The sequence below is a fragment of the Silvimonas sp. JCM 19000 genome (assembly GCF_054652575.1).
On sequence record NZ_BAAIHC010000026.1, the window covers coordinates 46,285 to 58,691 of the forward strand.

The following is a 12,407-nucleotide window of genomic DNA, read 5'->3' on the forward strand; positions in this document are numbered from 1 at the left end:
ATGTCTCATCAAATTTTTCTTAACGATAGCAAATAAATTTGTAGTTTGTCACAGCGCGCTACACAAGGATTAAATGCGCTCACCCCAATCGCCGGCCTTTGCGCATGCATATCCTCACCATCGACACAGGCACTACCAACACCCGCGTTACGGTGTGGCGTGACCAGCAGGCGCTGTGTCAGGCGGCTCGCCAGGTGGGGGTACGCGATACCGCCATCAGCGGCAGCCCGGTGGCTTTGCAGAACGGCGTGCGTCAGACCATTGCCGCCGCGCTGGACGATGCCCGGCTGGAAATGGCGCAGATCGATCTGGTGTTGGGCTCGGGCATGATCACCTCCAACGTCGGCCTGCACGAGGTTCCGCACGTACTGGCCCCGGCCGGGCGCGCCGCGCTGGCCGCTGCCATGGTGCAGGCGCATATTCCCGAGGTGTGCGCGCCGCCGGTGTGGTTTGTGCCGGGTGTGCGCAATCGGGTGGAGAACATCGGCCTGCATAACGTCGAAGCCATGGACATGATGCGCGGCGAAGAAGTCGAGACCATCGGGCTGGTACGCCGCCTCGGTATAGACAAGCCCACGGTCATCGTGCTGCCGGGCTCGCATTCCAAGTTTGTGCATCTGGATGAAAACGCCTGCATCAGCGGTTGTGTCACCACGCTGGCGGGCGAGTTGCTGCATGTGATCACCCACAACACCATCCTCGCTGGCTCACTCGACAGTGATTTCGCCGACGAGATCGATACCGAAATGCTGCTGGCCGGTGCGCGTTCGGCCGGCAAGATCGGGCTGGGCCGCGCGTGCTTTACCGTGCGCATCCTTGATCAATTCACGATTTATGAGCGCAACGCCCGCGCCAACTTTTTGTTGGGCGCGGTGCTGGGCGCTGACTTGCTGACCCTGAAGAATTCTTCCGCCTTTCGTATGACGCCGGGCACCCAGTTTGTGGTGACCGGCAAAGCCATGCTGCGTGAAGCGCTGGCCCTGCTGGTCAAGCACGACGATTTTTTCTCGGGCGATATCGTGGTCACCACAGACGAGCAACAGAGCAATCTGGCCGGCTTTGGTGCCATCGAAGTTGCCCGCGCGCGCGGCTTGCTGGATTAGCCCCGCGCACCCCATGTAGCGCCCACAAGATCAAGAAACGAAGTACGCGTAGTCGCATTACCGAAGAAGAACGGCGGGTTTTCTGCACCCGCACGGCACGACGGCGCACCACGCCGTCCACAAGCAACCCCGTTTCCCACGGGACACAAGGAGTCGACAAAAATGAAGCTGCAATTGAAGAAGGTACTGAGCACGCTGGGCTTGTCCATCGCCATGATGGCACCGGCCCTGGTCCACGCTGCTGATCCGGTCAAGATCGGTTTTCTGGTCAAGCAAGCGGAAGAACCGTGGTTCCAGGACGAATGGAAATTCGCTGATCAGGCCGCCAAAGACAAAGGCTTCACCGTGGTCAAGATTGGTGTTCCGAGTGGTGACCAGGTATTGGCCGCCATCGATAACCTGGCCGCGCAACATGCCCAGGGTTTTGTGATCTGCGCGCCCGACGTCAAGCTGGGGCCTGCGGTGGTTGCCCGTGCCAAAGCGGCCGGCCTCAAAGTCATGACCGTCGATGACCGCTTTGTCGATGGCAGCGGCAAGCCGCTGGAAGCCGTGCCACATATGGGCATTTCGGCGTTCAAGATTGGTGAGCAAGTCGGCAGCGCCATGATGGCCGAGATCAAGAAACGCGGCTGGAAGCCGGAAGAAGTGGGTGCCATCCGCATCAGCTACGACCAGCTGCCCACCGCCAAAGACCGTACCGATGGCGCGATTGCTGCGCTGACCGCCGGTGGTTTCCCCAAGGCCAACATCATCAACGCACCGCAAGCCAAGACCGACACCGAGGCCGCATTCAACGCCGCCAACGTGGCAATCACGCAGAACCCCAAGTTCAAGCACTGGCTGGCATTTGGTCTGAACGACGAAGCCGTGCTGGGCGCGGTGCGTGCGGCAGAAGGCCACGGCGCCAAGGCTGACGACATGATCGGCATCGGCATCGGCGGCAGCCAGTCGGCGCTGAACGAGTTCAAGAAAGGCGAGAAAACCGGCTTCTTTGGCACGGTGCTGATCAGCCCGAAACGTCATGGCTATGAAACTTCGGTCAACATGTACAACTGGATTGCCAAGAACCAGGAACCGCCGAAGCTGACGCTGACCACCGGGATGTTGATGACCCGCGACAATATCCAGCAAGTCCGCAAAGAAATGGGTCTGGAGTGATGGTTCGGGCCACTGCGCGGCAGTGGTTTTAAAACCGTCTGCTTGTTCTGGCGTCCGCCTGCATTCGGGGGCGCCGGAATAAGCGCGGCATAGGGTGGGTCAAGACCCACCACCCAAAGCCGCCGGCCTGGACCGCAATCGTTAGTGCTGCTTTTTATGGCTTTGAAAGGTGGGTCCCGACCCACCCTATCGCAGCGGAAAGGCGTTGGAACATGCGCGGCATCGGGTGGGTCAAGACCCACCCCCCAAAGCCGCGGACCTGGACCGCAATCGTTGATGCTGTTTTTTATGGCTTTGAAAGGTGGGTCCCGACCCACCCTATCGCAGCGGAAATCAAGTTGAAGCAAGGAGTCCCGCTTTGTCGCATTTTCTGGAATTCAGATCGATCACCAAGACCTTCCCGGGCGTGAAGGCGCTGTCGGATGTCAGCTTTGCGGTTGACCGTGGCCAGGTGCATGGTTTGCTCGGCGAAAATGGCGCGGGCAAGTCCACGCTGCTCAAGATTCTGGGCGGCGAATATATTCCTGATGGCGGCCAGGTGATGCTCGATGGCACGGAGCGGCACTTTAGCCGCAGCCGTGATTCCATCGATGCCGGCATCGCCATCATCCACCAGGAACTGCAATACGTTCCCGAACTGACCGTGATGGAAAACCTGCTGCTGGGGCATTTGCCCACGCGCTTCGGTTTTGTCCAGCGGGGTCAGGCCATCCGCTGGACACGTGACAACTTGCAGCGTCTGGGCGTGGATATCGACCCGCTGGCGCGCTTGATTGATCTGTCGATCGGCCAACGCCAGATGGTGGAAATCTGCAAAGCGGTGCTGCGTGATGCCACCGTTATTGCGCTGGATGAACCCACCAGCTCGCTCTCGCACCGCGAAAGCGAAATCCTGTTCCGCATGATCCGCGACCTGAAGGCACGCGGTAAGGCGCTGATTTATATCTCGCACCGGCTCGAAGAAATCTTTGAGCTTTGCGATGGCTGCACCATCTTCCGTGATGGCCGCAAAGTGGCCGAACACCATGATCTGAGCCAGATCACGCGCGACCAGCTGGTACAAGGCATGGTCGGGCGCGAGATCAAGGACATCTTTGACTACAAGCCACGCCCGCTGGGCGATGTGGCGATGACGGTCAAAAACCTGAGCGGCAAAAAAGTGCCGACGCCCGCCACCTTCTCGGTACGCAAAGGCGAAATCCTCGGCTTCTTTGGCCTGGTTGGCGCGGGCCGTAGCGAACTGATGCGGCTGATTTATGGCGCCGACGTGCGCGCCACCGGCACGGTGGAACTGGACGGCATCAAAGGCAATATCACCAGCATCAGCCAGGCCATCCATGCCGGCCTGGTGTTGTGCCCGGAAGACCGCAAGCAAGAAGGCATCGTGCCGGGCCGCTCGGTGTCGGAAAACATCAATATCAGCTGCCGCCGGCACTACCGGCGCGCGCATTTCTTTGTGAATGACAGCGCCGAAGCCGGCACCGCCGAAGGCTATATCAAGCTGTTGCGCATCAAGACCCCCAGCCGCCATCAGGAAATCCGCTTTTTGTCCGGCGGCAACCAGCAAAAAGCCATTCTGGCGCGCTGGCTGGCCGAACAGGATTTGCGCGTGCTGATCATCGACGAACCCACGCGCGGCATCGACGTGGGCGCCAAGAACGAGATTTATCAGGTGCTGTACGGCCTGGCCGAAAAAGGCGTGGCCGTGATCATGGTGTCGAGCGAACTGCCCGAAGTGCTGGGCGTGTCCGATCGCATCATCACCATGTGCCAGGGCCGCATTACCGGCGAACTGAACCGCACTGACGCCAATGAACGCAATGTACTGACGCTGGCCCTGCCCGTCAGCGCCCCTACCCCGGCCGCAACGCCGGTGGCGGCGTAAACCACCGATTAACGCCCCGCAGAGGACTAGCCATGCAAACCACGCCCACTCAGGTACAACCGCTGCCGGCCGAGCCGACCAGCGCTTCCGCCAACCCGCCGTCCGCACCGCCGCCTCCGGGCCGCAGCGCCGGACAACAAAAGCTGATCAAGTTCGCCAGCGACTACAGCATCATCCTGATTTTCCTGGTGCTGTTTGTGGTGCTGTCGTTCAACGTCGAGTATTTTTTCTCGGTGACCAATATGCAGGGCCTGGCGCTGTCGGTGTCGCAGATCGGCATGGTGGCGTGCACCATGATGTTCTGTCTGGCCTCACGCGACTTTGACTTGTCGGTCGGCTCAACCATCGCCTTCTCGGGCGTGCTGTGCGCCATGATCATCAACTCCACCGGCAGCATTGTCATGGGCGTGGGCGGCAGCTTGCTGGCGGGTGCGGCAATCGGGCTGTTCAACGGCTTTACCATCGCCAAATTACGCATCAATGCGCTGATTGCCACGCTGGTGACCATGGGCGCGGTGCGCGGCCTGGGCTTTATTGCCTCGCACGGTCAGGCCGTGGGGATCAGCAACGAAGGCTTCTTTAATCTGGGTAATAACGATCTGTTTCATATTCCGATCCCGGTGCTGTTCTGGATTGGTTGCGTGATCGTGTTTGGCGTAATGCTCAACAAAACGGTCTATGGCCGTAACACCCTGGCCATCGGCGGCAACCCCGACGCGGCACGCCTGGCGGGTGTGGCGGTGGACCGTACCCGGATCTACATCTTTCTGATTCAGGGCGTGGTGACTGCGCTGGCCGGCATTATCCTGGCCTCGCGCATTACCAGCGGCCAACCCAACTCGGGCCAGGGCTTTGAGCTGGATGTTATTGCAGCGTGCGTGCTGGGCGGAGTCTCGCTGGCCGGGGGCCGCGCCACCATCAGCGGCGTGGTAGTTGGCGTGCTGATCATGGGCATGGTGCAGAACGCCATGAACCTGAAGAACATCGACGCCTTCTACCAATACGAAGTCCGCGCCGCCATCCTGTTTGTGGCGGTGCTGATCGACCAACTGAAGAACCGCGGCAAAACATCTTGATAAATGCATAGGGTGGGTCAAGACCCACCCTTCAAAGCTGCTGATCAAACCCGCCATGTGTGCGAGCTTCTCGATGGCTTTGGGGGGTGGGTCATGACCCACCGTATGGAAATCGCTGCATAGGGTGGGTCAAGACCCACCCTTCAAAGCCGCTGATCAAACCCGCCATGTGTGCGTGCTTGTTGATGGCTTTGCCGGGTGGGTCATGACCCATGCTGTGGGTGCAGCCTCAGGGCTACACCTGATCCTCGGCGTTTGAAACGCAGCGTAGATTAACCGCCGTGCCGCCCCTTACGGGCGGCTTTTCACGCCTCGGGAGTGCCGGATGAACGCGAACCTGTTTGCGACTTACCCCAGCCTGATCGACAAAAGCGTCTTTATCAGCGGCGGCACCACCGGCATCGGCGCCGCGTTTGTCGATGCGTTCGCGCGCCAGGGCGCCCGAGTAGCCTTTATCGGCCGTAACGCCGAAGCCGGTAGCGCCCTTGCCGCGCAGTTGTCCGAACAAGTTCTGCACACCCCGCTGTTCATCCAGTGCGACGTCACCGACATCAGCGCCCTGCAAGCTGCCATTGCGGCCGCGCGCGAGGCGCATGGCCCCGTCACCGCCCTGATCAACAACGCCGCCAACGACGCGCGCCATACGGTGGAAGAAGTCACGGTCGAGTTCTGGGACAACGCCATGAACATCAACCTGCGCCATCAGTTTTTTGCCGCGCAAGCCGTCGCGCCCGATATGCAGCAAGCCGGTGGCGGTTCCATCATCAATCTGGGCAGCACCAGCTGGATGATCAAGGCGCCTGGCTACCCCGCCTACGCCACCGCCAAAGCCGCCATCCATGGCCTCACCCGCAGCCTGGCGCGCGAACTGGGCCAGCACCACATTCGCGTCAACGCGCTGGTGCCGGGCTGGACCATGACCGAGAAACAATTGCGGCTTTGGGTGGACGAAGCCGGAGAACGCGAAATTGACCATAGCCAGACCCTGCCCGGTCGCGTCCGGCCCGAACACGTGGCCGCGCTGGCCCTGTTTATGGCGGCAGACGACAGCAGCATGATTTCGGCTCAGGATTTCATTATCGACGGCGGCTGGACCTGATCCACGCCGCGCCATCACAGGAATAGCTGCATGAATCAAGCCATCAACCATCAAGCGCTGCAGAGCCTGTCGGCAGGCCAGTACAACCTGGCCGAAGGCATCATCCAGCATCCCCACACCGGCCAGGTCTGGTGGACCAATATCCATGCCAAAGAACTGTGGCAACTCGATCTGCACAGCGGTCAGCATCGCTACTGGAGCATGCCGCAGCGCGTGTGCTGCTTTGCTTTTACCCAGGATGACGACGTGTTGCTGGTGGCCTTTGATGCCGGTCTGGCGTTGTTCAATACCGCCAGCGGCGCCATCAAACGCTTGATGCCGGTTGAGGCCGAAATCGCTGGCACGCGCTGCAACGACGGCCGCGTTGATCGCGCTGGCAACCTGGTCTTTGGCACCATGTACGAGCGCGGCGCCGAGGCCAAAGGCCATTTCTACCGCTTTGATACGCAAAGCCGCCTGCAACAACTGGCGCTGCCCGCCATCGCCATTTCCAACAGCCTGGCCTTCAGCCCCGATGGCGGCACGCTGTACTGGTGCGATTCCTTGCAGCACAAGATCATGCAGTGCGCCTACGACAGCGCCAGTGGCGCCGTCGCCGATATCCGCGTGTTCTACGATCTGCAAGATCAGGTGATTGAACCGGACGGTTCGACCGTTGATGCCGCGGGCTATTTGTGGAACGCCGAATGGGCCGGGCATTGCGTCACCCGCTATGCGCCGGATGGGCGGGTTGATCGCAAGATCCAGCTGCCGGTGCGCCAGCCCACCTGCGTCACCTTTGGCGGCCCCGAGCTCGACACCCTGTTGATTACCAGCGCCCGCGCCGGGCTGGACGACACCGCCATCGCGCAACAACCCGAGGCCGGGTCAGTGTTTGCCATCCAGATTCCGGGCGTGCGTGGTTTGCCAGAGCAAATCTGGCTGGGAGAAGTCTGATGAGCAGCGCACCCGGCACCGTTACGCTCAAAAACGCGCAGTTGCTGCTGGAAGTCATGCCGCAACTGGCCGGTGGCATTGCGCGCTTTGACTGGCTGGGTGGCGCCACGCCACAAGCCATCTTTCGCCCGCGCGATCCGGCCGCCAGCCCGACTGAACCCAACTCGCTCAGCTGCTACACCATGGTGCCGTGGTCCAACCGCATCGGGCACGGCACGTTTGAGTTTGAGGGCAAGACCTATGTGGTGCCGCGCACGCGCGACAACGAGCAATACCCCATCCACGGCCACGGCGCGTTTGCCCCCTGGCAAGTGACGCAGCAAGACGACAGCGCGGTAACCCTCAGCCACACCTATACCGGCCCCGGCCCGTTTGCCTATCACGCCACGCAAAGCTACACGCTGGATGGTCCGCGTTTGCGCCTGCGCGTGACAGTCACCAACCAGAGCCCGACCCGGCTGCCGTTTGGTCTGGGCCTGCATCCGTTTTTTCCCCGTACGCCTGATGTATTGGTGGCGGCCCCGGCGCAAGCTTATTGGCGCGCGGCGGAAGACGATCTGCCCATTGAACTGGTGCCCGTCAGCGGCGAATTTGATTACCGCCTGCCGCGTGCCTTGCCGGAAACCACGCGCATCAATCATGCGTTTAGCGGTGCCCAGGGCGTTATCACCGTGTTCTGGCCACAGCGCGAACTGCACGTCGAGTTGATGTGCGACAGCCACTATTACGTGTTTTATTCGCCGCCCGGTCGCGATTACTTTTGCGTTGAACCCGCCGACCATCCCGTCAACGCCTTGAACCTGCCCGATGGCCCGCACGGCCTGACGGTACTGCAACAAGGCGAAACGCTGCAGCGCGACTATGTGTTTACCGTGCGCGACGATGCCTGGCACCCGACGGAGGACGCAGCATGAGACGGCTGGAAGGCAAGGTCGCGCTGGTTACCGGCGCAGCCCAGGGGATAGGCGCAGCGTGCGTGCGGCTGTTTGCGCAGCACGGCGCCAGGGTGGTCATCAATGTGCGCCAACGCGATGAACGCGCCCGTGCTTTGCTTAGCGAAGTGGGCGTGGAAAACGCGCTGATCGCCGAAGCCGACGTGGCCGATGCCGACAGCGTGCAACGCATGGCCGAGGCCGCGCTGGAGCGCTTTGGCCAGGTGGATATCCTGATCAATAACGCCGGCATCAATGTGTTTAACGATCCGCTCAAACTCAGCAACGACGAGTGGGAGCGCTGCTTTGCCGTCGACCTTAAAGGCGCGTGGCACTGTGCCCAGGCGCTGCTGCCGCACATGCTGGCGCGTGGCTACGGCAACATCGTCAATATTGCCTCGGTGCACGGCCACAAGATCATTCCCGGCGCCTTCCCCTACCCTGTGGCCAAGCATGGCTTGATCGGGCTGACTAAAGCACTGGGCATTCAATATGCGGCGCAAGGTATCCGGGTGAACTCGGTATCGCCGGGGCTGATTTTGACGCCGCTGGCCGAAGACTGGCTGGCCACGCTCAGCCCGGCCGAGCGCCAGCGGCAGACTGATCTGCTGCCGTGCAAGCGCATCGGCGAGCCGGAAGAAGTGGCTTATACCGCCCTGTTTCTGGCCAGCGACGAAGCGCGTTTTATCAACGCCACCGACATCCTGATCGATGGCGGCCGCAGCCAGCTGTATCACGAATAATCTGCCCAAGGAACGCCATGACCTGGCCCACCGCTCTGCCCCTGATCGCCATCCTGCGTGGCATCACCCCACCGGAAGCGCTCGACCATGTGGGCGCGCTGATTGATGCTGGTTTCGATGCAATCGAGATTCCGCTGAATTCGCCCGATTGGGCCATCAGCCTGCGCAGCGTGGTGGCGGCGTTTGGTGAGCAAGCCTTGATCGGCGGCGGCACGGTGTTGCAGCCGCATTTTGTTGATGAACTGGCCGCGCTGGGCGGCAAGCTTATCGTCACCCCCAACACCAACCCGGCCGTAATCCGCCGCGCCGTTGAACTGGGCCAGATTGTGGCCGCGGGCGTGGCCACACCGACGGAATGCTTTGCCGCACTGGAAGCCGGCGCCCAGACGCTCAAAGTGTTTCCGGCCGGTGCCTTCGGCCCCGATTACATCAAGGCCATCCGCGCGGTATTGCCCGCCAGCACGCCGGTAATGGCCGTGGGTGGGGTGACGCCACTCAATCTCAAAGACTTTTTGCGCGCCGGTTGCATCGGCGCTGGCCTCGGCAGCGATCTGTACAAACCGGGCCAGCCGGTCAGCCGCACCAGCAGCCAGGCGCGCGACTTTATCGCGGCTTATCAGGCCGCCACCGGGGACATCACTCGACTATGAAAATCACCCGCATCACCACCTACCGCGTGCCGCCGCGCTGGATGTTTTTGAAGATCGAAACCGACGAAGGTCTCGTCGGCTGGGGCGAGCCCGTGTTGGAAGGCCGCGCCAAAACGGTCGAAGCCGCCGTGCACGAGATGAGCGAATACCTGGTGGGGCAGGATCCCGCCCGCATCAATGATCTTTGGCAAGTGCTGTACCGCGCCGGTTTTTATCGCGGCGGCGGCATTTTGATGAGCGCGATTGCGGGCATCGACCAGGCGCTGTGGGATATCAAAGGCAAAGCACTGGGCGTGCCGGTGTACCAGCTGCTGGGCGGGCTGGTGCGGGATCGGGTCAAGACCTATAGCTGGGTGGGCGGCGATCGGCCCGCTGACATCATTCGTGACATACAGGCGCGCGTGGATGTGGGCTTTGACACCTTCAAGATGAATGGCTGCGAAGAACTGGCCGTTATCGACAACAGCCGCGCCATCGATGCCGCCGTGCGCAAAGTGGCCGAAATTCGCGAGGCGTTTGGCAACAAAATCGAATTCGGCCTCGATTTTCACGGCCGCGTTACCATGCCGATGGCCCGGGTGCTGATCAAGGAACTGGAGCCGTATCGGCCGCTGTTCATTGAAGAACCGGTGCTGGCCGAACAAGCCGAGTACTACCCCAAGCTGGCAGCGCAAACGCATATTCCGCTGGCAGCGGGCGAACGTATGTATTCGCGCTTTGAGTTCAAGAACGTGCTGGCGGCCGGCGGCTTGTCCATCCTGCAACCCGATCTGTCGCACGCCGGTGGCATTACTGAATGCATGAAAATCGCCAGCATGGCCGAGGCCTACGACGTCGCGCTGGCGCCGCATTGCCCCTTGGGTCCGATTGCGCTGGCGGCCTGTTTGCACGTGGATTTTGTGTCGTGGAATGCGTTTATCCAGGAACAGAGCATGGGCATCCATTACAACAAGGGCGGCGAGGTGCTGGATTACGTGCTGAACAAGGACGATTTCGCACTCGAGAACGGCCATATCAAACCGTTCACCAAACCAGGGCTGGGCGTGGAACTGGATGAGGCACTGATTATTGAACGCAGCAAAAACGCGCCGGACTGGCGCAATCCCTTGTGGCGCCATGCCGATGGCAGCGTGGCGGAATGGTGAGACTCGCGCCGCATTTCTGACGCCTTGATCACTGCGTTTGAAATGACATTAGCATTTTCTTATCAATCTACAGCCCGCTGATACAGGCCGATACAACCGTTTTGGTGCCAGTCATCGCCGCTTTTATCCGCCTGGCTGGCTTACAGCGGCGGCCGCGGGCGCTCTTGTTATCGTTGTGACTCACAACACACAACGATTCTGCTGGAGCGCGCGTGATCACTCGCCCCGTTTCTGTGCTTTACCTGCTGTCCTGGCTGCTGCCGCTGCTGGCTTTGTGCGGCATGCTGGCCGGCGGCCTGGCCAGTTTCAGCCTGCCGCTGTTTGCTTTTGTGCTGCTGCCCATCGCCGACTGGCTGGTGGGCCGCGCGCCACGTTTGCCGCATCACGTCGAAAGCTCGCATTCGCAATACATTCTTGAAGCCTTCATCCCTTTGTGCGCGGGCGTGCTGCTGATCGGCATCATCTCGGCGCCACACTGGACGCCGCTGGAATGGGTGGGCAATACGTTGGCGCTGGGCGTCCAGGCCGGTGTCGGGCTGGCGGCATCGCATGAACTGGGGCACCGGCGCAATCATCTGCTGCGCAAACTCTCGCGTGTGCTGGTGTGGACGTCGGGCTACGGCCACTACCACGTCGAACACAATCGCGGGCATCACGTCTGGGTAGCCACCCCGCACGACCCCTCGACCGCGCGCCGCGGGCAATCTTATTACGCCTTCTGGCGCCAGGCGGTGAGCGGAAGTTTTCGCTGCGCGTGGCAGCATGAATCGCAACGTTTGATGAAAATGCGTCTGCCGGACTGGCACTGGCGCAATGAAGTTTTGTTTGGCGCCACCATCAGCGCGAGCTTGCTCGTGGCGGCGTATTACGTGGCGGGCATCGCAGGCGCGGCGACCTTTGTGCTGCAGGCGGTACTGGGGTTTTCTTTGCTGGAGGCGGTGCAATACATCGAGCATTACGGCCTGATTCGCGAACAAGGCGCCGACGGCCGCTTTGAGCGCGCGACGGCGGCGCATAGCTGGAGTAGCAACTTCCGGCTGAGCAATTATTTGATGTTTGAACTGCAACGCCACGCCGACCATCACGTGCGGCCGGGCGCACCGTTTGCCACGCTGGGGGATCAGGCGGAATCCCCGATGTTGCCGGGGAGCTATCCGATGATGATCATGCTGGCGTTGGTGCCGGTGGCGTGGTTTCGGGTGATGCATCCGCGGTTGGATCGGCATTATCACAATGTGGTGACGCAGCGAGGGGTGCTTTCGGCCTGAAGGCGTGGGGTTTTAGCGGGGCGGATGGCTTTTTTTTGGGCGGGGTGGGTTGAGGGTGGTGTTTTTGATGTTTGGCTTGCGCCTCGTAAACCTTTAACCGCTTGTGCCTGCGGCGCATGTTTTGGTGTTCAGCTTGCGCTGAACAAACCTTTTACCGCTTGAGCCTGCGGCGCATGTTTTGGTGTTCGGCTTGCGCCTCGTAAACCTTTAACCGCTTAGCCTGCGGCGCATGTTTTGAAACCGGGGGGCGCCCCGTTGCGCCTCGCTTTTCTTTGCTTCGCCAAAGAAAAGTAAGCAAAAGAAAGGCGACCCCACTCGCGAATCCTTCGCTCGCCAGGGGGCCCGCAGGTCAAAAACCGAAACGGACCGTCTTGCACTCACATGGCTCAGCTGCCGCTCCGCGGAACTTCGG

General features: G+C 61.0%; 11 protein-coding genes. All 11 read left to right on the top strand.

What is annotated here, in order from left to right:
* Nucleotides 1-104: 104 nt before the first annotated feature.
* The 11 genes from ACYQ1A_RS18450 (at nt 105) to ACYQ1A_RS18500 (ending at nt 11,995) form a co-directional block, all read left to right on the top strand.
* Nucleotides 105-1,103 carry a 2-dehydro-3-deoxygalactonokinase gene (locus tag ACYQ1A_RS18450; RefSeq protein ID WP_499364339.1) on the top strand — a complete coding sequence of 333 codons (999 nt, stop codon included), beginning with the start codon at nt 105-107 and terminating at the stop codon, nt 1,101-1,103.
* Nucleotides 1,104-1,265: 162 nt separating this feature from the next.
* Nucleotides 1,266-2,261 carry an arabinose ABC transporter substrate-binding protein gene (locus tag ACYQ1A_RS18455; protein ID WP_499364344.1) on the top strand — a complete coding sequence of 332 codons (996 nt, stop codon included), beginning with the start codon at nt 1,266-1,268 and terminating at the stop codon, nt 2,259-2,261.
* Between the two features lie 358 nt (nt 2,262-2,619).
* Nucleotides 2,620-4,146, top strand: coding sequence for an L-arabinose ABC transporter ATP-binding protein AraG (araG, locus tag ACYQ1A_RS18460; protein WP_499364346.1), 1,527 nt, complete (start codon nt 2,620-2,622; stop codon nt 4,144-4,146).
* A gap of 32 nt (nt 4,147-4,178) precedes the next feature.
* Nucleotides 4,179-5,222, top strand: coding sequence for an L-arabinose ABC transporter permease AraH (gene araH, locus ACYQ1A_RS18465; protein WP_499364349.1), 1,044 nt, complete (start codon nt 4,179-4,181; stop codon nt 5,220-5,222).
* Nucleotides 5,223-5,547: 325 nt separating this feature from the next.
* Complete coding sequence (locus ACYQ1A_RS18470) at nt 5,548-6,321, top strand: SDR family NAD(P)-dependent oxidoreductase (protein ID WP_499364351.1); 774 nt, start codon at nt 5,548-5,550, stop codon at nt 6,319-6,321.
* Nucleotides 6,322-6,351: 30 nt separating this feature from the next.
* On the top strand, nt 6,352-7,257 hold the full coding sequence (locus ACYQ1A_RS18475) for an SMP-30/gluconolactonase/LRE family protein (RefSeq protein WP_499364353.1): 906 nt from the start codon (nt 6,352-6,354) through the stop codon (nt 7,255-7,257).
* Nucleotides 7,257-8,171, top strand: coding sequence for an aldose 1-epimerase (locus tag ACYQ1A_RS18480; RefSeq protein WP_499364355.1), 915 nt, complete (start codon nt 7,257-7,259; stop codon nt 8,169-8,171). Before ACYQ1A_RS18475 ends, ACYQ1A_RS18480 begins: the two co-directional genes overlap by 1 nt.
* On the top strand, nt 8,168-8,932 hold the full coding sequence (locus tag ACYQ1A_RS18485) for an SDR family oxidoreductase (RefSeq protein WP_499364357.1): 765 nt from the start codon (nt 8,168-8,170) through the stop codon (nt 8,930-8,932). Before ACYQ1A_RS18480 ends, ACYQ1A_RS18485 begins: the two co-directional genes overlap by 4 nt.
* A 17-nt stretch (nt 8,933-8,949) precedes the next feature.
* Entirely contained in the window at nt 8,950-9,582 is a 633-nt protein-coding gene (locus ACYQ1A_RS18490) for a 2-dehydro-3-deoxy-6-phosphogalactonate aldolase (protein ID WP_499364360.1), read from the top strand.
* A complete protein-coding gene (gene dgoD, locus ACYQ1A_RS18495) occupies nt 9,579-10,727 on the top strand; it encodes a galactonate dehydratase (RefSeq protein ID WP_499364362.1) in 1,149 nt (382 codons plus the stop codon). The genes ACYQ1A_RS18490 and dgoD overlap by 4 nt, the downstream gene beginning before the upstream one ends.
* Nucleotides 10,728-10,939: 212 nt before the next feature.
* Nucleotides 10,940-11,995: an alkane 1-monooxygenase gene (locus ACYQ1A_RS18500; protein ID WP_499364365.1), complete on the top strand. Its 1,056-nt coding sequence runs from the start codon at nt 10,940-10,942 to the stop codon at nt 11,993-11,995.
* Nucleotides 11,996-12,407: the final 412 nt, after the last annotated feature.